Origin of the sequence: Ruegeria profundi, assembly GCF_001507545.1 — a bacterium.
GTDB classification, from domain to species: Bacteria; Pseudomonadota; Alphaproteobacteria; order Rhodobacterales; family Rhodobacteraceae; genus Ruegeria; species Ruegeria profundi.
This window is the reverse complement of the sequence record NZ_LQBP01000001.1, coordinates 553,974-580,214: the sequence shown is the minus strand read 5'-3', so window position 1 is coordinate 580,214 and position 26,241 is coordinate 553,974. Positions and strand designations below refer to the sequence as shown.

Genomic DNA, 26,241 nt, shown 5'->3' with positions numbered 1-26,241 from the left:
ATACAGGGCACCTTAGCGCGCGGACCAAGGGTGTCGAGGGGCAGCAGGGACACAATTTTGCGTTACAGGAAATGAGCGCACATATCGCGGTTCCGGTCGAAGAATTGCCGATATATAGTGGTCAGCGACTCATTGCTGGAAAGGAAATTTCATGCCGCTGTCTTCTGACCAACTGGCCGAGATCGAAGCGCAACGGGCGCAATCGCATCCCACACGCCGCGTTGTGGCTGCGGGTATGGAAGAGCACCTGTATACGGCGCATCAGGTGCTGGACCACGGATTTGTGCGTGTGATTGACTATATGGGCGATGACGCGGCGATCTGTCAGGCGGCACGGGTATCATACGGTAAGGGCACCAAATCCGTTCAGAATGACGAAGGCTTGATCCGCTATCTGATGCGTCATTGGCATTCGACCCCGTTCGAGATGTGTGAGGTCAAGCTACACGTCAAATTGCCCGTATTTGTTGCCCGGCAATGGATTCGCCACCGTACGGCGAATGTGAACGAATACTCTGCGCGCTACTCGATTTTGGATCGTGAGTTTTATATTCCGGCACCCGATCACGTGGCAGCACAATCCGAAGTCAACAATCAGGGCCGCGGCTCTGCTTTGGAAGGTGAAGAGGCGGCACGGGTTCTGGATATCCTCAAGGCGGATAGCGCGCGCTGCTATGATAATTACGAAGCAATGATCAGCCAGGATGGCCAACAGGGGCTGGCACGTGAACTGGCACGGATGAACCTGCCCGCCAATATCTACACACAGTGGTACTGGAAGGTTGACCTGCACAATCTTTTCCACTTCCTGCGTCTGCGGGCCGACCCGCACGCCCAATACGAAATCCGCGTCTACGCCGAGATTATGTGCAAGATCGTCGCCGACTGGGTGCCCTTCGCCTACAAAGCGTTTGAGGATTACCGTCTGGGCGCGGTCAATCTTTCGGCGCAAATGGTCGACTGCCTGCGCAGGATGCTGACGGGTGAGGCGGTGACACAGGAAAATTCGGGAATGACGGCGCGGGAATGGCGTGAGTTCGAGGCGGTTATTCGCAAGGCTTAATTTCGCATATCGTTTGTCTATACAAATCGTCGTAAAACCGTTACAAACGAGGTATGATCCGAACTGCCGCGATATGTATGGTCTGCCTGTGCCTGACGTTGGTACCGGCAGCATATGCAAAGTCTCCGATTGCCGAGGTGATTTGCGAGCCAACTTCTCGTATGCACGAAAAACTGACCCGCCATTTTCGCGCAAAACGTACAGCAACCGGCGTCCGCAGCCCTGAGCAAGTGATGGAGGTTTGGACAAGCAAATCAGGGGATTGGACGATGGTTATGACCTATGCCACCGGAACCTCATGTATCGTCGCGATGGGTCACGACTGGTACACTCATGCCGATGAAGACCCGGCACGAGGGTAAGGTGCTTTGACCTTTTGGGAAGCGGTCAACGGCCGTCAATTGGCCGTTGGCCTGTTTTGACCGCCCGCTCTATGCGGGGCTGTTTTACAACGGCTTCAAATCAGCTGCCATTTGGCGACCGTCACGTCCGTCTTGTAACTCGTACGAGACTTTCTGATTGTCAGCCAGCCCAGTCAGCCCAGACCGTTCAACGGCCGAGATGTGAACAAATACGTCCTTGCCGCCTTCATCAGGCGCAATAAAGCCGTAGCCTTTAGTGGTATTAAACCATTTCACGGTGCCAGTTGGCATTTCCCGTGTCTCCTTCTACTTGCACGTTGTCCCACAAAATTGGTGGGGGCAGTGATTGACGTCGCCGCAAATCATCGCCGTGCCGCACATGCGATACAGCCCGAAATGCGTATTTCGTCTTTTTCAACATTGCACGGTAAAGTAAAAAATCAAGAATTACCGACGTGCGCGTAGAAAAATGCTGAAAATTCAATCAAAAAAAGGAAGACTCAAGATATGCGCCTTTTTGGCCTGAAAACCTGTGATACCTGCCGTAAAGCATTGAAAACACTTCCGGATGCCAAGTTCTTCGACGTTCGCAGCGACGGCGTGCCTGGGAATGTGCTGCAACAGGCGCTGGATCGTTTCGGCGAGGCTTTGCTCAACACGCGCTCAACAACATGGCGCGGATTGGACGATGCTCAGCGCGCGCGGCCGCCGCTAGAGCTGCTGGCAGATCATCCAACCCTGATGAAGCGCCCGTTGATCGAGCGTGACGGAGAGCTTTTTCTGGGATGGTCGCCGCAGACACGGGCAGGTCTTGGCGTCGAGTAAATGGGTAACTATGTGAATTGTCGCAAGTAAGAGGGTAATGAATGCGCAACGCAGCTATGATTTTGGGCGTCATCGCCGGTCTGATCGGTATGATCGTTGGCTTTTTCGGTTATGGATACGTCGAACTGATCGACCGGTACGGAGAGATCGAGGGTTTTGCCGAGCAGGTCGACAACGCGCAGGTCATACAGATCGCTTCGATCATCGCGCCGTTAATGGCAATTGCCGGTGGTGCGATGGCCCATGCACGGGCGCTGGTTGGAGGCGTGTTGTTACTGATTTCAGCAGCCGGGATGTACTACGCGTTTGGCTTTAACGTGTTTACCATGTTCCCGGTTGCGTTCGCGGCCGTGGCGGGCCTCCTTGGGCTAGCCGCGGGTAAACCGGACCAGCCCAAGGCGCATTTTTAGATCACTTGATCTTCAGGATACGGTCCAGCGAAAGCGGACCGGCACCGTTGATAACGATCACCAGAAACAGGAACGACCAGATTGTACGATCGTCCAGCAAGGTTGTCGCATTGCTAAAGTAGCTACCCAGCGCAGCACCGTGGCCGGTGACGTCCACAATAGTCTGCACCCAGACAAATGCGAGCATACCCAGGGCTGCAAAACGCGACAGCAGACCGATAACGATCATTGCTGGCAGCAGGAATTCAGCCCAGGTGCCTGCCAGAGCGATCGCCCAGTGAATAAGACCCAATTGCGAGCTGTCATAGCTGACCGCTTCCATCGCCTTGGGGAAGATCTGTACATAGGCGCCGTCGGATGGGAACAGGAAGCCAAAGAAACCGTTGCCCAGCTTCGTCATTGCGGAGTTCCAGTAATACACCAGCATAGTTGCCGCAAAGACCACTCGGGCCAACGTTGGTGTCAACCAGTCAGAGGTCAACTCCAGTCGTCCCAGAGTGTTGTTGTGTAATGAGATCAGGGCAGTCATTTTGCCAGCCTTTCGATAATCACAGAAGTTATTGCGCCGCCTTGTAAAAGAAGCGCCAGAGTGGCCCCAAGGTCAAACTCGGGGGATTGTGCCGCTGTTTCTTCAAACGCGACACCAATGGTTTTTCCGGCCTGAAGGCCCGCAATCCACTGCGCACCACCGGCTGGCAGTAGCTGTGGAAGCGGGTCATATTCGGGCCGTGTAATCAGAACGTCCTGGGCACCAGGTTCGGGTTTTGGTGCGCCTTCTTCGGAGTTGAAACGCCAGATGGAATAAATCGGCCATTCAGAGCGCAGAACCTGCATCGACGGGGCAAATTCCAAGCGCGCGTTCATGATATCCTCGGGTGGAATCGCCAGCGCATCCGCCGGGGCGGCCTGACTATCCGCGGCATGGTAGGCGCGACGCAAGGCCAGCTCTAGCCGTGCGACATCGGGTAGGTAGCCAAGATGTGAAAGCTGCTCCATTCCGGCCAGAAAGTCCGGGAAGGCCTCGCCATAGAACATCATCAGGGGTGATGAGGGCGGATGCTGGCGCAGGAATATCCCGGACAGGCCATCCATGTTTTGCGCGCCAAGCAGTTTTGCAATGACAGGAAAGGCCTGATGCATCGCTTCTGTGAGCGAAGCCGCTACGTTGTTCCGATACACGTTGAACCGGCGCCCAGCGGGGTGTGCGGCAGCGTCCAGAAGCCCCTCTGGGATGGCTGCAGACGGGTCCAGCAGCGCAGCGCGAAAAGCTGTTTGTGAGACGCTCATGCCGGAACTCGGTCCAGTGCTGCCTGAGCGCGGTCCGCTTCGGCCCGCAATACGGGCCAGTCAGGGACATCGGTGTCCCATTCAACCAGCAATGGTTTGGGGCCTGACTTGTCAAGAACGTAGTCCAGCAGCGCCCAGACCGGGTCGACAACCTCACGCCCGTGACTGTCGATCAACAGGGGGTGGCCGTGGTCATCCTGATCTTCATCATGGCCTCCAAGGTGAATTTCGCCAACTTTGTCCAAGGGATAGGCGTCGATATAGCCCTGCGGCGAGAACTCCAGATTGGTGGCCGACACGAACACATTGTTCACGTCCAGCAACAATCCACATCCGGTACGCTGTGAGACCTCGCGCAGGAAATCAGGTTCGGACCAGGTGCTTTCCTCGAACGCGAGATAGCTGGAGGGGTTTTCAAGCAGCATTTGCCGCCCCACAACCTCTTGTACCTGATCAATATGTTCACAGACGCGGGCCAGCGTTGCGTCCGTATAAGGAAGGGGCAAAAGGTCGTTCAGGAAATGGCTGTCATGCGTTGACCAGGCCAGGTGTTCAGAAAAGCTGGCAGGGTCCAGCCAGCCGACCAAATGCTTCAGACGTGCCAGATGCTCGGCATCCAGCGGACCTTCCCCCCCGATTGACAGGCCGACGCCATGAACCGAAATCGGAAACTTTTCGGAGAGATGCCGTAGCTGGGCAAGAGGCCGCCCACCATCGCCCATATAGTTCTCGGCATGAATCTCTAGCCACGCGACGGGCTGCGCCTGTTCAAGTATCTGCGCAAAATGCTGCGGTTTGTATCCAACGCCCGGCGCCGCGGGCAGACGGTTTGACCTGAGTGCATCATCCAACATTGCCAGATCCTCGATTACGAAGAACAAAGGGCGGGCGTTATGGCCCGCCCTCGAATTTTTAGAACAAGTTCTTATGCCGGCAGGTCGCGGTCTTGTGCTTCCAGCGAACCTTTGCGCGGAGTACCATCGGCTTGTGCCGGCAGTTCGATATCTGCGCAGGTGCCTGCATCAACAAGGGTCCATGCGTTGCCTTGATAGTCGACAGTCGAGCTGCCTGCGCAGGTGGTGCCGGGACCCGCGGCACAGTCATTCTCACCAGCCAGCGAAATGCCGTAGCACTTTTCTTTGGCCTGAGCGGTTGCGGTGGTTGCGGTGCCTGCAACTGCTGCTGCTACGGCGCTTGCGATAACTAGGGTTTTTGCTGTGTTCGACATCTCGGTGTTCCTTTTGGTGACTGCGTATGTCTGTTTTAACGATAACAAAGATAATGGCTTGTCGGGCAGAGTTGAATTCACGAGCCCGTGTCTCACAAGCCCGTCAGGATAAGCCATGCCCTATTGCAGGTTAACAGACTGTTTTAGAATTGAAAAATGACAAATATTTCAACCCGGCCCCAAAATCAGGGCCGGATTTCCGGCAATTTGCTGCCAATGTTACAGCAGATCAGGTGGCGTTGCGGCCGTGGAAAGTTCGTTTGTTACAGCCTCAAGCGATTGAACCTGCGTTTGTTTTTCACCCAAACGGCGGACTGTCACAGTACGTTCTTCGACCTCGCGGTGACCCACGGCCAGGATAACCGGAACTTTGCCGACCGAGTGTTCACGGACCTTGTAGTTGATCTTTTCATTGCGGATATCCGCCTCGGCCCGCACACCGGCTGACTTGAGGGCCTCTACCACTTCCATAACGTAGTCGTCGGCCTCGGACGTTATCGAAGCGACAACCACCTGGCGCGGCGCAAGCCAGAAGGGCAACTTGCCCGCGTGTTCTTCGATCAGGATGCCGATGAAGCGCTCGAACGAGCCCAGACAGGCGCGATGCAGCATGTAGGGGCGGTTCTTGCTGCCGTCGGCAGCAATATACGTGGCACCCAGCCTTTCGGGCAGGTTCGGATCAACCTGGAACGTGCCGCACTGCCATACCCGGCCAATCGCGTCGGTCAGGTAGAAGTCCAGCTTTGGCCCATAGAAGGCGCCATCGCCGGGTTCCAGCGTGAAGTCGCGGCCCGTCGCCTTGATCGCGCCTTCGAGCGCGCCCTCGACATGATCCCAGCTTTCGTCGCTACCTACACGTTTTTCCGGACGCGTGGCGAACTTGATCTCGAACTGCTCAAAGCCAAGGTCTTTGTAAATCTCGGCCAGGAAGTTGATGAACTTTGCGCATTCGGCCTCGATCTGGTCTTCGGTGCAGAAAATGTGTGCATCATCCTGTGTGAATCCGCGCACCCGCATGATGCCATGCAGGGCCCCGGAGGGTTCATAGCGGGAACACGAGCCGAATTCGGCCAGCCGCAGGGGCAGGTCCCGGTAAGATTTCAGGCCCTGGTTGAAAACCTGGACATGGCAGGGGCAATTCATCGGCTTCAGGGCGTTGATCGCCTTTTCCTTGGCGTGTTCCTCTTCGACTTCGACGATGAACATGTGTTCCTGGTACTTGTCCCAATGGCCCGAGGCCTCCCACAGTTTGCGGTCAACGACCTGTGGCGTATTGATCTCGCGATAACCGCCGGCACGTTGCTTGCGGCGCATGTAGTCCTGCAACTGCGTGTAGATGGTCCAGCCGTTGGGGTGCCAGAAGATCTGTCCCGGTGCCTCTTCCTGCATATGGAACAGGTCCATTTCTTTGCCCAGCTTGCGGTGGTCGCGTTTTGCCGCCTCTTCCAGCATGTGCAGGTGTGCTTTCAGCTTTTCTTTGCCGGTGAATGCCACGCCGTAGATGCGTTGCAGCATTGCGCGGTTGCTGTCCCCGCGCCAATAGGCGCCGGCGATGGACATCAGCTTGAACGAGTCACCGGGCAATTGGCCGGTGTGTTGCAAATGCGGGCCACGGCAAAGGTCCTGCCAATGGCCGTGCCAGTACATGCGCAGCGGCTCATCGCCCGGAATGGCTTCGATCAACTCGACCTTGTAGGGCTCGTTATTAGCCTTGTAGAACTCGATTGCGCGGTGACGGTCCCAAACCTCGGTGGTGACGGGGTCGCGCTTGTTGATGATCTCTTTCATCTTTTTTTCGATGAGGCCAAGATCTTCGGGCGTAAAAGGCTCTTCGCGGTCAAAGTCGTAGTACCAGCCGTTTTCGATTACGGGGCCAATAGTGACCTTGGTCGCGGGCCAGATTTCCTGTACCGCGCGGGCCATGACATGCGCCAGATCGTGGCGGATCAGTTCATTGGCCTGAACCTCATCCTTCATGGTGTGGATGGCGATGTCGGCATCCGCCTCAATCGGCCATTGCAGATCCCAATGCTGACCATTCACCGTGGCCGAGATCGCCTTTTTCGCCAACGAGGTTGAAATATCGGCAGCCACCTGCGCCGGCGTAACGCCTGCGTCGTAGGATCGTGCATTGCCATCGGGAAAGGTGAGTGAGACGGATTTTGCATCCAGGGCCATATCGGCTCTCCTCGTCGGTTTGGCGCCCACTGAACGCCCGGTTGCGGGTTATGTGTGTTTGGCCCATGTGGCAGGTGGTGGCGTGTGTGTCAAGGGCGGTGGCGAGGGGCCGGCCCCTCGCGCTCCCCGGGATATTTGGGGCCAGATGAAGTGGGATCCGGGAATTGCGCTTGGGCGCGTTGCGTGCATGATGCTGCAAAAGAAAAGAGGGTTTCATGGCAGCAGCGGAAATTTTGGAAACATCGCAGGGACGGCGGTTGGCCTATCACAAGAGTGAGGGGGCCGGGCCGACCATTGTTTTTCTGGGCGGTTTGAAATCGGATATGGAGGGCACCAAGGCGGTGCATCTTGACGCCTGGGCGCAGGCGCGCGGGCAGGCTTTCCTGCGGTTTGATTATTCTGGCCACGGCGAAAGCTCTGAGGCGTTTACCGATGGCTGTATCGGGGATTGGCACGAGGATACGGTTGCTGCTGTCACTGCACTAACTGACGGGCCTTTGATCGTTGTGGGATCATCCATGGGAGGGTGGCAGGCGCTGTTGTTGGCCAAAGCGATGCCCGAGCGGTTTGCAGGCATGGTCACTATCGCCGCCGCACCGGACTTTACCGAGGATGGGTATTGGGCATCCTTCAGTGATGAGCAAAAGGCCGCGCTGGACAGCGTTGGTCACGTCGAATTGCCTTCGGACTATATGGAGCCGTACATCATCACCAAGCGGATGATCATGGATGGGCGGCAGCGCCTTGTGTTGCGTGACCCATTGAACTTGCCTTTTCCGGTGCGTTTTTTGCAAGGAACAGCGGATACGGCGGTGTCAACGGAAACGGCCGTGCGGTTGCTGAACCACGCGACTGGACCGGATATGCAGTTACTTTTGGTTAAGGATGCGGATCACCGGTTTTCTGATGGTCCCTGCTTGAGCCTGATCGAACAAGCCGTGCTTGAAGTCATGGGGAAAGGCTGATGCAGCGTTTCGGGTGGCTTCTTGGGCGCGTGCTGCTTGCGCTGATTGTGATTTGCGGGCTGGTCTATTGGCTTGGCCCGCGAGAAGAAGTGAATCTGAACCCACGCTTTGATCCGCGCAAGTTCGGCGAAGGTGTACAAGTTTATTTCGAAAGTACCGAGTCTGCCTATGACGACATCGTACCGGGCGTTGAAAAGCGCGTGATCTGGCAAGACGGCTTTGAAGAGCAGCGCACGCCGGTATCGGTGCTCTACGTTCACGGATTCTCGGCCTCGTCCGAGGAAATCCGCCCGGTGCCCGATTTGGTGGCTGACACGCTGGGGGCTAACCTTGTTTATACCCGCTTGCAAGGCCACGGGCGACAGGAGGGCGATGCTTTGGCCGAAGGAACGGCATCGGGCTGGATGGATGACATGGCCGAGGGTTTGGCCGCCGCGCGGGCGGTTGGCGATAAGGTTGTTGTCATCTCGACCTCGACCGGTGGCACCCTGGCTGTAGCTGCCGCGTTGGACGAGGGTCTGAGTAAGGACGTGGCCGGGATTGTCTTTGTCTCGCCCAACTTCGGTGTGAACACGCCGGGTGCTTGGATACCTGGTTTGCCCTGGGCTCGCGGTTGGCTACCAATGGTGATGGGGGAAACCCGCGATGTCTCGGGCCAGGACCCTGAAAAGAACACGTACTGGACATCGGTCTACCCGTGGGAGGCGGTGGTCCCGATGACTGCGTTGGTCGAAACCGTCTATGGGCTGGACGTGTCGGAGGCCAAGTTACCGGCGTTGTTTTGGTTCTCGGATGACGATCAGGTGGTGCGGCCCGACCTGACCCACAAAGTGGCCGAGGCATGGGGTGGCCCTGCGACGGTAGAGCTGGTGACCATGGGGCCGGGGGATGATCCTGCATCGCATGTGATTGCGGGGCGGCTGATGTCTCCGGGGCAGACTGACGCCGCTGTGACGGGTATTCTGGAGTGGCTGAACGGGATAGGTATAGATTAGAGATGCGTAAACCGGGCAGCATGTGGAGCCTTGAGACGCTTGGCCGCGTGCGCCTGTCCCGGCATTTTTTCATGCGGGATTTCCTGTATTCAGAGATCGGGAATTTCCACGAAAAACAGAACCTTCCCGACAATCCTGATCTTGCCATCGAAACCGGGCGAGCGTTGTGCCAGACCTTGCTTGACCCGCTGGAGGAAACCTTTGGGCGGATCGCGGTCCGGTCCGGGTATCGCTCACCCTCTTTGAACCGGTTTGGGAATGAAAACCGGTTGAACTGTGCCCGCAACGATAACCCGCTAGAGTGTCACATCTGGGACAGGGGAGAGGGCGACGCGCGCATTGCCGGAGCCTCGATTGTTATTCCGTGGTTTTCAGACCAATACGATGCGGGGCGCGATTGGCGTGATCTGGCGTGGTGGATGCATGACCATCTGGACTATTCCGAGATTTGGTTCTTTCCCAAGCTCTGCGCCTTTAATCTGGTTTGGCGGCCCAAGCCGCATCGTCGCATCGACAGCTATATCGCACCGCGCGGCTGTTTGCTGCGTCCCGGAGAGGAGCCGGGTGAAAACCTGAAGACCCGCCGTGAAAGATATTCGGATTTCCCACCCTTTCGGGGGATTCCCCATCCCTGAAGTTTAACTTGCCCAGGGGTGTAAAACCTCTCATCCTGATGGGAAAGACTATTCGAATATCTGAAGTGTTACGAGGCCCCGCGTGATCGAGCCGCTGGTTTTACTGCCTGAAATGATGTGCGATGCACGTCTTTTTGAACCTCAGATCACCTGCTTGTCACGATCCCGCGCCGTAACAGTTGCACCGATTTCAATAGGCGAACGCGTCGAAGAAATTGCATCGGCTCTGCTGGATCAGTTGCCACATCGGTTTGCGCTGGGTGGTTTGGGCATGGGCGGTGTGGTTGCGCTAGAGCTTATTCGACGCGCACCGGATCGGGTGTCTCGGCTGTGTCTGATGGCGACCGATGCACAGGCCGATACCCCGCAGGCAGCGGCGGCGCGCGAAGAACTGGTGGTCGGGGCCAAAATGGGTCGGCTTGAAGAGGTGATGCGCAAGATCATCGGGTCAGACGCTTTGGCACCCGGACCTCAGCGTATTCCAATTCTGAACGAAGTCGTTTTGATGGCGTTGGACTTCGGACCTGAGGTTTTTGAACGTCAAATCCGAGCCATGCAAAGGCGACCGGATCAACAGGGCGAATTAAGACATATCAAGGTGCCAACACTGGTGCTTTCAGGTGCATATGACACGATAACACCGCAGCGAAGGCACGCTTTCATGGCTGAACTTATTCCAGATGCCGAGCTTAGGGTTGTAGAGGAGGCTGGGCACCTTCCAACGCTCGAAGCAGCACAAGTTGTAAATCAGGCGCTGACGGAATGGCTCAGTACCCCGGTACGGGCGGCCTATGTATAGAGCTTTGCCCGCTCAGCCTTGCTGAGAATGATTGGTTTGGCGACCGGTTCACCGCTGTCACAATCAAAGAACGGCGTGTTTTTCCAACTTCCGGACACCCAGGACTTGGCGAGGCGCCTGAGCATCCCAACCACCGCATAGCGTAGGTTTTCGTGTTTCTGCTTACCGTCTGGCTGGGGCACAAATCCCCGAGTCGTTATTGGGCCAAGCCCGCCGGGGTCGACGAACCGATTTGCGATAAATCCGGCAAACGGAACCTTGACCGTGCGCGCGGTGGTTGCGAGCGGCGCATTGCAACACTTTGCATACCAGCGCAGCATTCCCTTGGGACTGAGTTGCATCAACGCAAGATATTCAGCCCCCTTGTCGATCCGGATTTCTTCCGGGCTCATTTGCAGGATATCGACAGGGCCGGGGGCCGGATCAGGTTGCCTAAAATACAATTGGGCCGCACGACAATCACGGCAGAAACAGCCGACATGAGTGCCAGATTGCACGCCGGTAGCGGTGATATGCCCTTGCAACGCGCCGCAAACGCAGGAGAAGGCCATTCCCTCGCCCGCTGTTGAACTCATCTTTAAGCGACTTTGTTCTTGTTGGCGGCCCGCCGGCGCGGTTTGCGTGTATTGGCGTTCATGAAATCAATCACCAGCGGCCGGATATTGTCGCGCCAGCTGCGGCCAGCGAAAATACCATAGTGGCCGGCACCGGGTTCGACATGACTGGCCTTTTTCGCATCCGGTAAACCGGTGCACAGATCAAGGGCCGCGATACACTGGCCGGGGGCCGAGATATCATCATTCGCGCCCTCGACGGTCTTAACCGCGACATCGGTGATCTTTCCGATATCCACCTTGTGACCAGCGACGACAAATTCGTTCCGGGCAATCTCGCGGTTTTTGAACACACGCTCGACCGTCGAAAGATAGAATTCGGCGGTCATATCCATGACAGCGAGGTATTCGTCGTAAAACCGGTTGTGCGCATCGTGATCCGAGGCCTCACCCCGCATTACCCGCTGAATCTGGTCGGAAAACGCCTTGGAATGGCGCTCTGCATTCATTGACATGAAGGACGCCAATTGAAGAAGACCCGGATAGACCATCCGGCCAACGCCCTTGTATTTGAAACCGACGCGCTGGATCATCGTCTCTTCCAGTTGCCCCATCGTGACACGACGCCCGAAATCGGTGACATCGGTGGGCGTGGCGTCCGGGTCGACGGGTCCGCCAATCAAGGTCAGGGTGCTGGGTTGCGCCTTTGGTTCGACCTCAGCCAGGTAGGCAGTCGCGGCCAATGTGAGAGGCGCAGGTTGGCAAACGGCCACAACATGCGTGTCAGGGCCAAGTTCTTTCATGAAATCGACAAGATAGAGTGTATAGTCCTCTACATCGAACTTACCTTCGGACACGGGAATGTCGCGCGCATTATGCCAGTCAGTGATATAGACCTCGCAGTTAACCAGCAGACTTTTCACGGTCGACCGAAGCAGAGTGGCATAGTGGCCGGACATCGGCGCAACCAAAAGCACCTTGCGCGGCTGCTCTTCACGGCCGTTCACACGGAAATGCACAAGGTCACCAAACGGACGTTCAACAACCGTGGTGACGTCGACAAGGTGGTCCTTCCCATCCTCGCAGGTAAAGGTGCGAATGCCCCAGTCCGGTTTGACGACCATGCGCTGGAACGTACGCTCGGTCACTTCGCCCCAGGCGGCCATCATGCTAAAGACAGGATTGGGTGCCATAGAGAAAGCGGGGTAGGATGCCATGGCGCTGGCGGTTGCACCCATCCATTGGTTGGTGTTGCGCACCGTCTCCATCAGGTCGTATGTCATCATATAGCGCATGGAAAAGGGGCCTCCTGAATGTCAGCCTTAAAGTTCGGACCATTCACCGCTTTGCCCCCCGACACCCACGGCGTTATTCTGCACAGCAGCAAGGTTAGGGGGGAATTGTTAAAATGACAATAAGTGAAGACCAAATGCCAGAAGCTACTGAACAAAACATTGAACGACTTAAAGAAAATATGGAAAAGGTCGAACAGCTTTCCAAGCGGCTGATCGAAGTCATGGCGGTAAAACAGCCGCATACCCCGGCCTTGGACGCCCCGAATCAAGAGCTTTTTGCAAAAGCAGCAACGGCATATTGGTCCGAGGCATGGCATAATCCCGCCAAATTGCTTGAACAGCAGATTGAGTACTGGGGCAAGTCGGTTTTGAACTTTGCCGAGGCGCAGCAGGCGATCACAACCGGCGAGGTCGATGAGACCCCCTTGGACGACAAGCGGTTTTCCAACCCAATGTGGGAGACAAACCCTTACTTCCGCCTGATCCGCCAGCAATACCAGACCAATTCAGCAGCTATCGCGCAGGCGGTGGCATCGGTTGAGGATCTCGACGCCAAGGACAAACGGCGTCTGCAGTATTTCTCGCAGCAGATTATCGACATGATGGCCCCGACGAATTTTCTTGCGACCAACCCGGATGCGCTGGAAAAGGCTGTCGAGACAGAAGGGCAGTCGCTCATTCAGGGGTTGGAAAACCTTGTTGCGGACCTTGAGGCCAATGATGGCGAACTGGTCGTTAAGCTTGCCGATGAGAACGCTTTCGAGGTCGGTGGAAACTTGGCGACCACACCGGGCGACGTGGTCTATCGCAACAGGATGATGGAACTGATCCAGTACAAGCCTGCGACCGAGACCGTGTATGAAACGCCGGTCGTGCTGTTCCCACCCTGGATCAACAAGTTCTACATACTCGACCTCAAGGCACAGAACAGCATGATCAAATGGATCACCGAACAGGGCTATACCCTGTTCGTGGTCAGTTGGGTCAACCCGGATGAAAGCTATGCAGATACGGGGATGGAGGATTACGTCCAGGACGGGTTCCTGACTGCGGTCGATGTTGCCAAGAAGATATGCAAGGTCAAACAGGTTAACGCGATCGGGTACTGTATCGCGGGCACGACGCTGAGTCTGACTCTGTCGTTGTTGAAACAACGCGGCGACAAGTCGATCAAATCGGCGACCCTTTTTACCGCGCTCACGGACTTTTCCGATCAGGGTGAGTTCACGCCCTTCCTGCAGAATGATTTCATCGACGGGGTCGAGGAAGAAGTTACCAAGAAAGGCGTGTTGCGATCCTGGATTATGGGGCGCACCATGTCGTTTCTGCGCTCACGCGACCTGGTCTACGGCCCGGCGATCCGCAGCTATATGATGGGAGAGGTTCCGCCGGCCTTTGATCTGCTGTTCTGGAACGGGGACGGGGCCAACCTTCCGGCCAAGATGACAGTGCAGTATCTGCGCGGCCTTTGCCAGCGCAACGAATTCGCAGAAGACGGGTTCGAGCTTCTGGGCCACAAGCTGCATGTTCGTGACGTCGATGTGCCGCTTATGGCAATCACGTGCGAGACCGACCATATCGCGGCGTGGAAGGACTGTTACCGCGGAGTGCAGATGATGGGGTCGCGGTCAAAGACGTTTGTTGTCTCGGAATCCGGTCACATCGCAGGGATTGTGAACCCTCCCAGCAAAAAGAAATACGGCCACTATACGAACCCGGATCTGACGGCAGAGGCAGATACGTGGCTGAAAGAGGCGGACTTCCACGAAGGCTCTTGGTGGCCGATGTGGGAGGCCTGGCTCAAGAAGCGTTCAGGCAAGCAGGTTCCTGCCCGCGATACTGGTGATTCGAAACACCCACGGTTGGCACCGGCACCCGGAACGTATGTAGTCGCCGACCCAAACGCCTGATTTCATTCTGAAACAAAAAATTTCTGCGGTGCAGCAAAAAATACTTGAAATGCTGCGCCGCAGCATTCATATTGTCCTCAAGCTGATGAAAACCGGGGTGGGCCCGGTTCGGCAATAAGGATTAGGACAATGGCAAAGACGCAAGACTTTACCGCTACTCTGAAAGACATGATGGGTGCATTCCCTGTTGACACCGCGGCACTGGAAGGTGCGTTCAAATCGACAGCGTCGCTGAACGAAAAACTTTCGGGCGTTGCTCTGGAAGCCGCCGAGAAATCGGCCGAAATTTCGAGCAAATGGACCAAAGACACCTTGGCTAAACTGACAGAAATGTCGAAAGCAAAGGCAGAGCCTGCTGACTATGCAAAAGCCGCAACCGATTTCGCAAGCGCGTCGGCCGAAGTTGCTGCTGAAAACATGGCTGCTTTCGCTGAGGTCGCCAAGAAACTGCAGACCGAAACCATTGAGCTGCTGATGGCTGCTGGCAAAGAAGCTGCTGAAGACGCAACTGCTGTCGTCAAAAAAGCAACCAACGACGTAACAGCTGCTGCCAAGAAAGCCGCAACTGCCAAGTAAGATAAGGCCGCGAAGCGCACCCGTTCCTCCCATCTGGTGCAATCGCGTTGGGCAGGTCCTTTGACCTGCCCTTTCTTTTTGTTCTGCGCTCGCATAACCTCTGCTGCAACGCATCATCCTTGGGGAGGGTAAACGGTGTCAGAACAAGAAAAACCGCTGTTGATCAAGCGCTATGCCAGCCGTCGGCTGTATAACACTGAGACCAGCGACTACGTCACGCTCGAAGATATCGCGGCGTTTATCCGCGACGGTCGTGAGGTACAGATCATTGATCTGAAAACCGGGGATGATCTGACCCGGCAGTATTTACTTCAAATCATTGCCGAGCATGAAAGCCGGGGCGAAAATGTCCTTCCCGTCAATGTTCTGAATGATCTGGTTCGCAGCTACATGATCCCCGGTGGGGGGATGATGCCGCAGTTCCTGCAAAGCTCGTTCGAGATGCTGCGCGAAAGCCAGAGCAAGATGATGGAAAACATGAACGCGATGAACCCGATGTCACAGATGCCGGGGTTCGAAGCGATGAAGGCGCAGCAACAGGCGTTTTTGAAGGCGATGACCGGCGGTCTTTCGGGCGCTTGGTCAGGACCGGACAAAGAGGGCGATGCGCCCGAATCCAAAGAAGATCTGGACGATATAAAGAAGCAATTGGCTGAATTGCAGCAAAAGCTCTCGAAACTGAACTGACGCGTGGAGTGATGCGCTGGCTGATCCTGGGTGCTGCTTTACTTTGGACCCAGCCCGCGCTGTCGCAGGGCGTTTTCTCGGAAAACTGGTCCTCGATATGTACGTTGGGTACAAAGTCGGCTGACGGGTGCGACGCCATTCGCGCACGCGAGATTCTGGATGCAGACACGGCGCCTTGGTATGCGATTGGGCGGATAAATTTTGCCAGTCGAGATCAGCGGTCCCATTGCACAGGTGTTCTGGTGTCGGACCGGCTGGTTCTGACTGCGGCTCATTGCCTTTACAATGCGCAACGCAAGCGATGGATTCCACCGGCCAGCATTCGGTTTGCGGCTGGTTATCAACGTGGGAAAGCTGTTGCTGTCTCAGCTGTTCGGGACTACCGGACGCATCCTGAACAGGGTGTAGAAGGTGCTTTCGCAAGCCGTGCGGAATTGGACTGGGCCATTCTTGAACTCAGCGAGCCGCTTGGTCAGATCGTTGGGTTTCTACCGCTTGCGGAGCCGGATGGAGCGACCACGTTCGTGGCTGGCTATCCAGGATTGCGGCCCCATGTTCTTAGCCGAACAGATGACTGCCGTGCTCAAACCGTTGCAGAAGGAGTTCTGTTGTCCGTCTGTCCCGTCATGATGGGCGACTCAGGTGCGCCGCTTTTGGCGGACACACAAACCGGCCCTCAGGTTGTGGCAATCCTGTCCTCAGTCGCGGCAACCCCAGACGGGGTTACGGCGCTATTCTTATCCGTCGATGGTTTTGGTCTTGACGCTGAATAGACATCACGTGCCGTAGGCGGGAACCGGGCCGGTTACTTCGCCGACCGAGGCCAGCAGGATATCGGCGATCACGTCCAGTTCGGCCCGCGTCAACCGCACAGGCAGTCGGACATCACACGCCCTCATCAACATGTCGCGCGTCTTCGGCAAATCGAACTTTTCAGGCAGGAATTGCCAGTTCCAATACGCACGCGCGTTGTCTTCGCTGAGCCCGAAGACCTGAACCTTAACACCGCGCGCTTCGCTGGCGGCGGCGAAAGCGCGGATTTCACCTTCGTCCATTCCAACCAGATTAAACTGGATCGAGTCCGGTGCACGACGTTCGGGGGCCAGCGGGGCAGGGACGTCGATATGGGGCGACGTGTTCAGGCGCTCAGCCACATAATCGTGGTTGCTAAGGCCATCGCGCACGCGACGCGCCAGTTCCGGCAATTGCGGGCGGATCACGGCAGCGCTCAGGTTGTTCATCCGCAGGTTATACAGCGGCACTTGGTTCTGCCAGCGGGCAAAGGCTTGCTCTAACTCGGGCGAGTTGTCGCCGTGCGGGCCTTTGTGCTTCTTCCAGTTATGCTCATAAGCGCCCGACATGATCACGGCGCGGGCTACAAGGTCTGCGTCGTCGGTGATCAGAATGCCACCTTCGCCAGCGTTGATCATCTTGTAAGACTGGAACGAGAAACAGCCGACCTTGCCAATGGTGCCGATGTTCTGTCCATGCCAGGTGGTTCCCAGCGAATGCGCCGCATCCTCGATCACCGGGATATCGCGTGCGTTACACAGGGCCATGATCGCGTCCATGTCCGAAGTGTGGCCACGCATATGGCTGATGATGACCGCCTGAACATTGTCCAGCTTGGCGGCGAAATCGGCCATGTCGATACGATAGTTTTCGCTCACTTCACACAGCACCGGAATACAGTCTGCGTGAATGACCGAGGACGGCACGGCAGCGAATGTAAAGCCGGGGATCAAAACACGGGCGTCGCGCGGCAGGCCAAGTGCCTTGAGCGACAGGAACAAAGCGGCAGAGCAGGACGAAACGGCCAGAGCATATTTCGTGCCCAGCAGTTCTGCGAACTCCGCTTCGAGCAACGCAACTGGCGCATCCTGTGGCGCGGTATAGCGAAACAGGTCGCCTGACTGCATCAGGGCGTCAATGGCTTCTCTTGCGGCTGCGGGGATGGGTTCGGCATCATGAACGTTTGGAGGAAGCGTCATATTTGGTTTTCCCGAATTCTATCTTTGGGAAAGATAAAGCTATTCCTGGGACAAAGAAACCCCTCAATCGCCAAGTGGGCGAATTTTCACCAATCTGTCGTACTTCATCGAAGCTAAAGGCCGAGGCGATCCCGCAGGGCAAACCAAGTCATTGCCAGCACCAGAAGCGGGCTGCGCAGCGCAGGGCCGCCGGGGAACAGAAGGGCGGGTACGCGCGATAGTGTATCAAAGCCTTCGGCTTGCCCTTGAATGGCCAGCGCCATCAGTTGACCAGCATGAGTGGCTGTACCGACCCCGTGGCCGGAATAGCCCGACGCGGAAAGGATATTTGACCCGACCCGCGCCAGATAGGGCATACGCCGCATGGTGATGGCCAGCGTTCCGCCCCAGGCATAGTCGATCTTCACGTCGCGCAGATGCGGAAAGATCTCAACCATCGGTTTACGGACTTTGGCCGCGATGTCGCTCGGGAAACGGTAGCCATAACTTTCGCCGCCCCCAAACAAAAGGCGGCCATCGGCGCTGAGCCGGAAGTAATTCACAACGAATTTGGTATCGGCCACCGCGATGTCTTGGGTCAGAATACGCGCGGCGTCTTTACCCAAAGGTTCCGTCGCCGCGATGAAATTGTTTATCGGCATGACCCGCGCAGCCACTTTGCGGTTCAGATCGCCAAGATACCCGTTGCAGGCCAGAATAACGTGATCCGCGCTGACCGTACCATTTGCGGTACGCACTTTTGCAGGTTGGCCTTCTTCAATAGCGGTGACCTCGGTGCTTTCAAAGATGCTCACCCCAGCCTTTGCCGCCGCTTGCGCCAGCCCCAAGCAATAGTTCAACGGATGCAGATGCGCGGCGCCCATGTCCAAATACCCGCCCCGATAGGTTGGTGAGGGGCAAAGCCCGTGCCCTGAGGCTTCGTCAAGCAACTCGATCTGGTCATAGCCATACCGATCCGACAAATGGGCGGCGTGTTCGTGCAACTCATTCTGCTCAGAGGTCGACAGGCCCAACACAGCGACGCCGGGCTTCAGGTCGCAGTTGATCTGATGCTTCGCGATCAGCGACTTAACCAGATCTTTTGCATCCTCGGCCAAATCCCAAAGCTTGGCGGCATCCTCATCGCCGACCAGCCGCTCCAGATCCTCCTGATCCATCCGTTGGGCGCTGCCCAATTGGCCGCCGTTGCGACCCGAAGCGCCAAAGCCCACGCGGTGGGCCTCAAGCAGTACGACATTGAACCCCGCCTCTGCCAGGTGCAGCGCGGCGGACAGGCCGGTATAGCCGCCACCGACAACACAGACATCGGCTTTGGCATCTCCGGATAAGACCGGAAACCGATCTATCGGATTTGCAGTTGCAGCGTACCAACTGGCCGGATACTCGGCCTTGCGGTCGTTGGAATAGAGCAGGTTCATTGCGTGCCTCAGACGTTCAGCAGCAGATGCTCACGCTCCCACGGAGAGATCACCTGCAGGAACTCCTCATACTCGGCCCGTTTCACGATGCCGTAGACGCGGGCGAAGTCGGGGCCAAGAACCTGGTGCAGTGCGGTTGCTTCATCGAACAGATCCAGCGCGTTGCCCATTACCTGCGGGATGTCGCCTTCTCCTTCGTAGGCATCGCCATAGAACTGACGGCGCGGGCGTTCCTGACGGGTCAGCCCCAGATAGCCGCAGGCCAGCGACAACGCGATCCCCAGATAGGGGTTGCAATCCATCCCGGCGATACGGTTTTCCACGCGCCGCGCCTCGGGTCCGGACAGAGGTACGCGGATACCAGTGGTGCGATTGTCGCGCGCCCATTCCAGATTGATCGGTGCGGCGTGGTCTTTCACATAGCGTCGGTACGAATTCACGTAAGGCGCCATGACGGCCAGACCTGCAGGCAGGTGGTTCTGCAGCCCGGCGATGAAGTTGTAGAACGCGTCGGTCTCGCCCCCTTGTGGACCAGAAAAGATATTTTGCCCGGTCTCGATATCGGTAATCGAGTGGTGGATGTGCATGGCAGAGCCGGGTTCATCCGCGATTGGTTTTGCCATGAAGGTGGCAAAGCAATTGTGACGCAACGCTGCCTCGCGGATCAGGCGTTTGAAATAAAAGACCTCATCAGCCAGTTTGACAGGATCACCGTGGCGCAGATTGATTTCCAACTGCCCGGCACCGCCTTCTTGCGTGATGCCGTCGATCTCGAACCCCTGGTGTTCGGCAAAGTCATAGATGTCGTCGATGACCGGGCCGAACTCATCCACCGCTGTCATCGAATACGCCTGCCGCGCGGCTGCCGGACGCCCCGAGCGGCCCATCATCGGCTTGATGCCCTGCGCCGGATCGACGTTAGGCGCGACCAGAAAGAACTCCATCTCAGGCGCAACAATCGGCTTCCAGCCCCTGTCGCGGTACAGCTGCACCACCCGTTTCAGCACGTTGCGGGGGCTGAAGGGGATAGGCTCTCCGTCCCGGTCATAGGCGTCGTGGATCACCTGAAGCGTCCAGTCGCCAGTCCATGGGGCGGCTGATGCGGTCGAGAAATCGGGTTTCAGGATCATGTCGCGTTCGATGAACCCATCCTCGCCCGCTGCTTCGCCCCAGTCACCTGTGATGGTCTGGTAGAAGATGCTGTCAGGCAGATGGAAATAATCCTGTCGGGCGAATTTGGATGCCGGAACAGCCTTGCCACGCGCGATGCCCGGCAGGTCGGCGATGATGCACTCGACCTCATCCAGACGCTGACCTTCGATATAGGTGCGTGCAGCCTGCGGCAGTTGATCTTTCCAGTCGGCCATCAGGCCCTCTCTTTCTTCAGAAACTCCGCCATGAGTTGTCCGATCTTCGGGTTGTCGTTTGCGGCGGGCAGGCGATTTGCGGCGGCTTGCATCAGATCATCGGGCACAACGCCCTTACCGCGCGTGTCCATCAGGCCCTGAATGAACCCGTCATCATATTCGGGATGCGCCTGAACCGTCCAAATATTGTCGCCATAGGCCACCATGGCGTTTTCGCAGAACGCGTTAGAGCCCAGAACACGCGCGCCTTCGGGTAGGGCGACCACCTGATCCTGATGCCAGGCGTTTAGCGTCAAAGTCTGACCGTCATAGTCGTAGTCCGTGCGCCCGACGGCCCAGCCGCCCTTGAATTTCTCGACCTTGCCGCCCAAGGCCTGCGCAATGATCTGGTGGCCAAAGCAAACACCGATCAAAGGACGGCCGCTTTTCTGTATGTCGCGGATCAGGGTTTCCAGCGGCGGAATCCAGGGGTGATCCTCGTATGCGCCGTGGCGCGAGCCGGTGATGATCCAACCTTCGGCCTGAAATTCATCTTTGGGGAACTGGCCATCCACGACAGCAAAGGTTTCGTACGTAAAGCCATTGCCATCCAGAAGGTCGCGAAACATCGCGTCATATTCGCTGAACTCGTTTTGCAACGCGTCAGGGCGGTGGCCGGTCAGAAGGATGCCGATTTTCATGAGTGTATCGCGGGTCGCCAAATTTGATCAAATTTACTGTAACCCACCCAATTCAAGCGGGCAAGAGGGGTCACACCGCCTCAAGATAGCTGAGCCAGTGGTCTTCGGGCGGGCGGTCGCCAAAGCGTCGGATTTCCTGCCGCTTTGTCATGGCTAAAAAACGTATCAGATCGGCCGAGAAGATGCGCGCAACCTGTGGATCGGTTTCAAACGCTGCAATGGCGTCCGCCCAGTCTGTTGCCAATTGCGGCAGGCCGTCGATCTCATACGCATTGCCCGTGATAGGGGCAGGGGGGTCGACCTCGTCCTCAATCCCGTTCAACGCGGCACCAAGAACGGCGGCCAGCATCAGGTAAGGGTTAATATCGCCACCCGCGACGCGGTGTTCGATCCGACGCGCGGCCGGGGCACCTCCGGGAATGCGCACGGCGGCGGTTCGGTTTTCATAGGCCCAACTTGCGCCGGTGGGCGCATGTGCACCGGGTACGAGACGGGTGTAAGAGTTTCCGTGGGGTGCAAATATCAGCGTACTGCCCGGCATTGCCGCCAAGCACCCCGCAACAGCCCAGCGTAGCAAATCGGTGCCCTTGGGGCCGCCATTGTCGAATACATTTCGGCCCTTGCCGTCCACGACCGAGAAATGCACATGCATCCCGTTTCCTGCGTCTTCGGCGTAAGGCTTGGACATGAACGTGGCAGTGAACCCATGTTTGCGTGCCAGACCACGCGTCAATGCCTTGAAAAGCCATGTATCATCGGCGCACCGCATGGCATCTTGATGGTTCAGGTTGATTTCGAACTGGCCAATACCGCTTTCGGAAATGGCGGTTTGGGCAGGAATACCCATTTCGGCACAGCCGTCGTACAGGTCGGTAAAGAAAGAATCGAAGGCATCCATTTCCGCCATGGACAGCACGGCTTCGTCCGTCAACCGACGCCCGGTTACCGGGTTGACCGGAGGTTGAGGTTGCGGGCCAGAGGCGTCCAGCAGCGTAAACTCCAACTCGGTTGCCGCGACGACGGACCAGTCGCGCTGGGCATAGCGGTGCAGCACCGAGGCTAAGGCGTGCCGGGGGTCTCCGGCGAAAGGCGCACCGGCATCATCATGCAGGCACATTGGTACCAGAGCTGTGTCCACGGCCAGCCAAGGCATGGGCACCGGGCCGCGATCTGTTGGCAGCAGCATTCCATCCGCGTCGCCGGATTCGAAGACCAGCGGGCTGCCTGCAATATCCGCGCCCCAAAGATCGACGTTGAGCGCGGAAAAAGGCATCCGGACTGCCCCTTTGGTTAGTTTGTCCGAATATGACGGCGGCACGCGCTTGCCGCGCATTTGACCATTCAGATCGCAGGCAGCAACGCGAAAACTGTGCAGGGTGCTCAGGTCCATCGGGATCTCCATCCATCGTCTTGTCCGAGATGTAATCGAGACCGCGTGTCTTGTCACTAAATTTGATCAAATTATCAGTGCTGCGACTCAGCAGCGAAAAATGCTCTGCGCCCAAAAGGCAGGGCGCAGAGCGCGGGTTTATACGAATGTTATGCCATTTTCATCCATGGGCAGCACAGCGACATGCATACCGGACATGGCTTTGATTGCATTCGCAAGCGCCGGAGCGGAAGGGGGCGTGCCGGGCTCACCCACGCCGGTGGGCGCTTCGGCGGAGGGTACGATATGTACGTCGATTGCGGCGATATCACCGATCCGTAGCGGTTCGTAATCTGGAAAGTTGAATTGGTCTACGGCTCCGCTTGTCAGCGTGATCTGATCACGCATGACGTGGCCAATTCCGTAACCGATACCGCCTTCCATCTGCGCGCGCACGATGTCCGGGTTCACCGCGATACCGCAATCGATAGCACAGGTAACCTTTTCGATCTTGATGCCGCTGTCCGGATCACCCGAAATCTCAACGACTTCAGCTGCATAGGATCCAAAGGATTTATGCACGGCAACACCCAGAGACCGCCCTTCCGGGACGTTGCCCCAACCGGCCTTTTCAGCCGCCAGTCTCAGCACGGCGGCCTTCCGCGCCTGATCCGGGTTGTCAGGGTCCGACAGGTGCGCCAGACGGAATTCAACCGGGTCACGGCCTGCCGCCTTGGCCACCACGTCCATCATGGTCTCCATCGTGTAGGCCGTGTGGGTGTGCCCGACGGACCGCCACCATAAAACGGTCGTAGCCTTGGGTGTGTCCGTCAAACCGACAGCCATACCGGGAATGGCATAAGGGCTGTCAGCAACGCCTTCGACCGAGCTGTGGTCAACGCCGTCATGCACTAGAACCGCCTCGAACGGGGTGCCTTTGATGACGGACTGACCCGCTATCTGATGTTGCCAACCCACGATGTTGCCATCGGCGTCCAGACCCACCCGGACCTTGTGGCCGAAGGCAGGGCGGTAGTAGCCGCTGCGGATGTCATCCTCACGTGTCCAGACCAGCTTTACCGGGCGCGAGCGGTCGGTCACGGCAAATGCCAATGCAGCCTCGACCTGGTAATCCGCATCTGGTGTTGCGCGCCGCCCGAACGATCCGCCCGCCAGCATCGTTTTGATCTGAATCTTCTCGGGCGGAAGCTCGAAGATTTGCTGATAAGCCATGTGCGGGCCGGTCGGCATTTGCGCGCCGTCATGCAACACGATGGTGCCATCAGCCGTTTGTTCGATGGTGCAGTTCAATGGCTCCATCGGCGCATGTGCGAGCAGCGGGAAGTAAAAGGTCTTTTCGATTACCTTGTCCGCCTCGTCGATGGCTGCAGACACGGCTGCAACATCCGCCTTATTCACGTTGTAGGTTGGCTCAGCGTCCAGCGCGGCCATGATCTCGGCCTTGATCTCATCAGAGTTACGGGTTTCGGCGTCGGACATGTCCCAGTCGACCTCAAGCGCGTCGCGTGCCTGAATTGCGGCCCAGGTGTTTTCGGCAAAAACGGCCACGCCCGCCTTGTTCGGCAAAACGGCTGCACTGATAAAGCCCTTAACCTCTTTCGAGGCGCTGTCGTCAAAGCCGTTGGCAATCCCGCCACGCGATTCAGGGCGCTTTATCATCGCAACCATCTGGTTGGGCAAATGCAGGTCCATCCCATAGATGGCCTGGCCGTTCCCCTTGATGGCCGAGTCTTTGCGACGCACGGAGTCGTTGCCGATCAGGCGGAATTCGGACGGATCTTTCAAACGCGGTTCTGCAGGTGCGTCCAGCTGAGCGGCTGCGGCCACAAATTCCGCTATCGGTGCGGACTTGTCTCCGGCTTTGACGATGCCCTCTTCGATAGCGATTCCAGAGGCGTCAACGCCCCAGCTTTGGGCGGCTGCATTGATCAGCATTTCGCGCGCGGCGGCACCCGCCTGACGGTATTGCAGCCAAGAGTTTGCCATCGCGGTCGATCCGCCGGTGCCCTGGAAGGGGCCAAAAAACAGGTTGTTATAGACATTAGGATCAGAGGGCGCGAAGCCGTACTCGATCTGGTCCATGCGAAGGCCGATTTCCTCGGCGATCAGCGTCGGCAGACCGGTTGCCGGGCCTTGTCCTTTTTCAAAGTGCTTCACGATGGCAGTCACTGTGCCATCCGCGTCGATCTTTACAAAAGGGTTGAACTGAGTGGCCTCAGACGACGCAGCTGCCAGCGCACCATCAGGGCGTGCACCAACCAGCAGCACGGCACCGGCAGCAGCGGCACCCTTCAGAAACCCACGGCGAGAGGTGTTGATGGTCATGGATCAGGCCTCCAGTATTTCGGACGCACGCTGGATACCGGCGCGAATGCGTTGATAAGTGGCGCAGCGGCAGGCGTTGCCGTGCATGTAGCTGTCGATTTCTTCGACCGAAGGCTTGGGGTTTTCGGATAGCAGGCCGACTGCGGACATCACCTGACCGGACTGACAGTAGCCGCACTGAACCACGTCCAGCTCGACCCAGGCCTGCTGAACTGCCGCGCCGATCTTGTCCTGACCAACGGCTTCGATTGTGGTGATTTCTGCGTCTTCAACATCTTCAATATAGGTCTGGCACGAGCGTACAGGCTCGCCGTTCAGATGCACGGTGCACGCGCCACACGAGGCGACCCCGCAGCCGAATTTTGTTCCTGTCAGCTTCAATTCATCCCGGATAACCCACAGCAGGGGTGTGCCGGGTTCGGCGTCAACCGTGTGGGTCTCGCCATTTAACTTTAATGTCAATGCCATGAGAGGACTCTCCGTGTTGGGCTGGTTACCTGAATCGGTAAACTGGCGGGTTTACTAGTGACACAAAAAGCCATCACTGTAAACTCATACGTTTACTTGGTGTTTGACCATCATTCGTCAATAGGTCTATAGCTTTGACATGACGGTGTGCAGTGCTCCGAACGCGTCCAAGTACGCGCAGATCATTGAAGCAGCCGTGGCCGAGTTCCAGGACAAGGGCTTTGCTGCGGCCAGTATGGATCGCATTTCGGCACGGGCAGAGGTGTCCAAAAGAACGCTGTATAAGTATTTTGAAAGCAAGGAAAACCTGTTTCAGTCCATCGTGGTCGAGCTGTCCAGCCGCTTTGCCGAAGTGGTCGAGATACGGTATGAAAAAGGCCGTGATATCCGTGAACAACTGACCGCGCTCGCCTGGGCCGAAGGCCGTATCCTGATGATGCCGGAAGTGATCGCGATGGCCCGAATGGTGATAAGCGAAACCTTGCGCAGTCCAGCGCTGGCCGCCGAAGCGCAAAGCAAGCTGGACAAGACAGCGGCTTTCATCGGCATGCTGCGGGACGCGGCGGAGGATGGCCAGCTACGGATCGACGACCCGGAACAGGCGGGGCACGAGTTTATTGGCCTCATCAAGGCACGCGCCTTCTGGCCACTTTTGTTCACCGGCGCGGTTCTTAGCGAGGCCGAGATGGCCGAGACCATAGAAAGCAGCGTTGAAATGATGATCAGCCGCTATGGCGTTCAAAAGTAGAATTAAACCTCTTGCGGCCTATGCGAGCCAAGATACTCCGTGGTCGCACGGTTACGTTTACATCCGCGAGTTCAATACTGAAAAA

General features: G+C 57.1%; 28 protein-coding genes. 13 read left to right on the top strand and 15 right to left on the bottom strand.

The window, feature by feature from the left end; genetic code table 11:
* Positions 1-151: 151 nt before the first annotated feature.
* Positions 152-1,063 (top strand): FAD-dependent thymidylate synthase, encoded by a 912-nt coding sequence (gene thyX / locus AVO44_RS02855; protein WP_068332209.1) that lies wholly within the window; start codon positions 152-154, stop codon positions 1,061-1,063.
* A 53-nt stretch (positions 1,064-1,116) separates the two neighbouring features.
* Positions 1,117-1,425 (top strand): hypothetical protein, encoded by a 309-nt coding sequence (locus tag AVO44_RS02850; protein WP_233421901.1) that lies wholly within the window; start codon positions 1,117-1,119, stop codon positions 1,423-1,425.
* Between the two features lie 84 nt (positions 1,426-1,509).
* Here the strand turns inward: AVO44_RS02850 and AVO44_RS02845 are convergent, their stop codons facing one another.
* Positions 1,510-1,716, bottom strand: a complete 207-nt coding sequence (locus tag AVO44_RS02845; protein WP_008758035.1) for a cold-shock protein — start codon at positions 1,714-1,716, stop codon at positions 1,510-1,512.
* A 216-nt stretch (positions 1,717-1,932) separates the two neighbouring features.
* On the opposite strand from AVO44_RS02845, the gene AVO44_RS02840 reads away from it, so the two are divergent.
* Positions 1,933-2,250 (top strand): ArsC/Spx/MgsR family protein, encoded by a 318-nt coding sequence (locus AVO44_RS02840; RefSeq protein WP_068332204.1) that lies wholly within the window; start codon positions 1,933-1,935, stop codon positions 2,248-2,250.
* 41 nt (positions 2,251-2,291) lie between these two features.
* The gene (locus AVO44_RS02835) at positions 2,292-2,660 is read left to right on the top strand and encodes a hypothetical protein (protein WP_068332201.1); all 369 of its coding nucleotides are present in this window, start codon (positions 2,292-2,294) and stop codon (positions 2,658-2,660) included.
* Between the two features lies 1 nt (position 2,661).
* Here the strand turns inward: AVO44_RS02835 and AVO44_RS02830 are convergent, their stop codons facing one another.
* From AVO44_RS02830 to thrS, 5 genes are all read right to left on the bottom strand, one after another.
* Complete coding sequence (locus tag AVO44_RS02830; protein WP_068332199.1) at positions 2,662-3,189, bottom strand: DoxX family protein; 528 nt, start codon at positions 3,187-3,189, stop codon at positions 2,662-2,664.
* On the bottom strand, positions 3,186-3,947 hold the full coding sequence (locus AVO44_RS02825; protein WP_068332196.1) for an HvfC/BufC N-terminal domain-containing protein: 762 nt from the start codon (positions 3,945-3,947) through the stop codon (positions 3,186-3,188). The genes AVO44_RS02830 and AVO44_RS02825 overlap by 4 nt, the downstream gene beginning before the upstream one ends.
* Positions 3,944-4,801, bottom strand: a complete 858-nt coding sequence (gene bufB, locus AVO44_RS02820; RefSeq protein WP_068332677.1) for an MNIO family bufferin maturase — start codon at positions 4,799-4,801, stop codon at positions 3,944-3,946. Before bufB ends, AVO44_RS02825 begins: the two co-directional genes overlap by 4 nt.
* Before the next feature lie 71 nt (positions 4,802-4,872).
* Complete coding sequence (locus AVO44_RS02815) at positions 4,873-5,175, bottom strand: BufA1 family periplasmic bufferin-type metallophore (RefSeq protein WP_068332193.1); 303 nt, start codon at positions 5,173-5,175, stop codon at positions 4,873-4,875.
* Between the two features lie 219 nt (positions 5,176-5,394).
* Positions 5,395-7,353 carry a threonine--tRNA ligase gene (thrS, locus tag AVO44_RS02810; RefSeq protein WP_068332190.1) on the bottom strand — a complete coding sequence of 653 codons (1,959 nt, stop codon included), beginning with the start codon at positions 7,351-7,353 and terminating at the stop codon, positions 5,395-5,397.
* A gap of 215 nt (positions 7,354-7,568) precedes the next feature.
* On the opposite strand from thrS, the gene AVO44_RS02805 reads away from it, so the two are divergent.
* The 4 genes from AVO44_RS02805 (at position 7,569) to AVO44_RS02790 (ending at position 10,747) form a co-directional block, all read left to right on the top strand.
* Positions 7,569-8,318, top strand: coding sequence for an alpha/beta fold hydrolase (locus tag AVO44_RS02805; protein ID WP_068332188.1), 750 nt, complete (start codon positions 7,569-7,571; stop codon positions 8,316-8,318).
* Entirely contained in the window at positions 8,318-9,313 is a 996-nt protein-coding gene (locus tag AVO44_RS02800) for an alpha/beta hydrolase (protein WP_068332185.1), read from the top strand. Before AVO44_RS02805 ends, AVO44_RS02800 begins: the two co-directional genes overlap by 1 nt.
* Positions 9,314-9,333: 20 nt before the next feature.
* A complete protein-coding gene (locus AVO44_RS02795; protein WP_068332675.1) occupies positions 9,334-9,948 on the top strand; it encodes a hypothetical protein in 615 nt (204 codons plus the stop codon).
* Positions 9,949-10,030: 82 nt separating this feature from the next.
* Positions 10,031-10,747 carry an alpha/beta fold hydrolase gene (locus tag AVO44_RS02790; RefSeq protein ID WP_068332182.1) on the top strand — a complete coding sequence of 239 codons (717 nt, stop codon included), beginning with the start codon at positions 10,031-10,033 and terminating at the stop codon, positions 10,745-10,747.
* Here the strand turns inward: AVO44_RS02790 and AVO44_RS02785 are convergent.
* Both AVO44_RS02785 and phaZ read right to left on the bottom strand, forming a co-directional pair.
* Complete coding sequence (locus AVO44_RS02785; protein ID WP_068332180.1) at positions 10,738-11,322, bottom strand: DUF6151 family protein; 585 nt, start codon at positions 11,320-11,322, stop codon at positions 10,738-10,740. The two genes, AVO44_RS02790 and AVO44_RS02785, sit on opposite strands and share 10 nt — an antisense overlap.
* A gap of 2 nt (positions 11,323-11,324) precedes the next feature.
* The gene (gene phaZ / locus AVO44_RS02780; protein WP_068332177.1) at positions 11,325-12,596 is read right to left on the bottom strand and encodes a polyhydroxyalkanoate depolymerase; all 1,272 of its coding nucleotides are present in this window, start codon (positions 12,594-12,596) and stop codon (positions 11,325-11,327) included.
* 113 nt (positions 12,597-12,709) lie between these two features.
* Here phaZ and AVO44_RS02775 point away from each other — a divergent pair, with 113 nt between their 5' ends.
* The 4 genes from AVO44_RS02775 to AVO44_RS02760 all read left to right on the top strand — a co-directional run bounded on the left by AVO44_RS02775 (position 12,710) and on the right by AVO44_RS02760 (position 16,542).
* Complete coding sequence (locus AVO44_RS02775; RefSeq protein ID WP_068332175.1) at positions 12,710-14,506, top strand: PHA/PHB synthase family protein; 1,797 nt, start codon at positions 12,710-12,712, stop codon at positions 14,504-14,506.
* A gap of 129 nt (positions 14,507-14,635) precedes the next feature.
* Positions 14,636-15,082 (top strand): phasin family protein, encoded by a 447-nt coding sequence (locus tag AVO44_RS02770; RefSeq protein WP_068332173.1) that lies wholly within the window; start codon positions 14,636-14,638, stop codon positions 15,080-15,082.
* Between the two features lie 135 nt (positions 15,083-15,217).
* Complete coding sequence (phaR, locus tag AVO44_RS02765; protein ID WP_068332171.1) at positions 15,218-15,769, top strand: polyhydroxyalkanoate synthesis repressor PhaR; 552 nt, start codon at positions 15,218-15,220, stop codon at positions 15,767-15,769.
* Positions 15,770-15,780: 11 nt separating this feature from the next.
* The gene (locus AVO44_RS02760) at positions 15,781-16,542 is read left to right on the top strand and encodes a trypsin-like serine peptidase (protein WP_068332169.1); all 762 of its coding nucleotides are present in this window, start codon (positions 15,781-15,783) and stop codon (positions 16,540-16,542) included.
* A gap of 3 nt (positions 16,543-16,545) precedes the next feature.
* Here AVO44_RS02760 and AVO44_RS02755 read toward each other — a convergent pair whose 3' ends face one another.
* From AVO44_RS02755 to AVO44_RS02725, 7 genes are all read right to left on the bottom strand, one after another.
* Positions 16,546-17,760 carry a DegT/DnrJ/EryC1/StrS family aminotransferase gene (locus tag AVO44_RS02755; protein ID WP_068332166.1) on the bottom strand — a complete coding sequence of 405 codons (1,215 nt, stop codon included), beginning with the start codon at positions 17,758-17,760 and terminating at the stop codon, positions 16,546-16,548.
* 113 nt (positions 17,761-17,873) lie between these two features.
* A complete protein-coding gene (locus AVO44_RS02750; protein ID WP_068332163.1) occupies positions 17,874-19,178 on the bottom strand; it encodes an NAD(P)/FAD-dependent oxidoreductase in 1,305 nt (434 codons plus the stop codon).
* 8 nt (positions 19,179-19,186) lie between these two features.
* Entirely contained in the window at positions 19,187-20,545 is a 1,359-nt protein-coding gene (locus AVO44_RS02745) for a glutamine synthetase family protein (RefSeq protein WP_068332160.1), read from the bottom strand.
* The gene (locus tag AVO44_RS02740) at positions 20,545-21,225 is read right to left on the bottom strand and encodes a type 1 glutamine amidotransferase (RefSeq protein WP_068332157.1); all 681 of its coding nucleotides are present in this window, start codon (positions 21,223-21,225) and stop codon (positions 20,545-20,547) included. Before AVO44_RS02740 ends, AVO44_RS02745 begins: the two co-directional genes overlap by 1 nt.
* Positions 21,226-21,295: 70 nt before the next feature.
* On the bottom strand, positions 21,296-22,615 hold the full coding sequence (locus AVO44_RS02735; RefSeq protein WP_068332673.1) for a glutamine synthetase family protein: 1,320 nt from the start codon (positions 22,613-22,615) through the stop codon (positions 21,296-21,298).
* 138 nt (positions 22,616-22,753) lie between these two features.
* Positions 22,754-24,940, bottom strand: a complete 2,187-nt coding sequence (locus tag AVO44_RS02730; protein WP_068332154.1) for a xanthine dehydrogenase family protein molybdopterin-binding subunit — start codon at positions 24,938-24,940, stop codon at positions 22,754-22,756.
* Between the two features lie 3 nt (positions 24,941-24,943).
* Positions 24,944-25,408, bottom strand: coding sequence for a (2Fe-2S)-binding protein (locus AVO44_RS02725; RefSeq protein ID WP_068332152.1), 465 nt, complete (start codon positions 25,406-25,408; stop codon positions 24,944-24,946).
* Positions 25,409-25,547: 139 nt separating this feature from the next.
* Between AVO44_RS02725 and AVO44_RS02720 the strand changes: the two genes are divergently transcribed.
* Positions 25,548-26,156 (top strand): TetR/AcrR family transcriptional regulator, encoded by a 609-nt coding sequence (locus tag AVO44_RS02720; RefSeq protein ID WP_068332149.1) that lies wholly within the window; start codon positions 25,548-25,550, stop codon positions 26,154-26,156.
* Positions 26,157-26,241 lie beyond the last annotated feature (85 nt).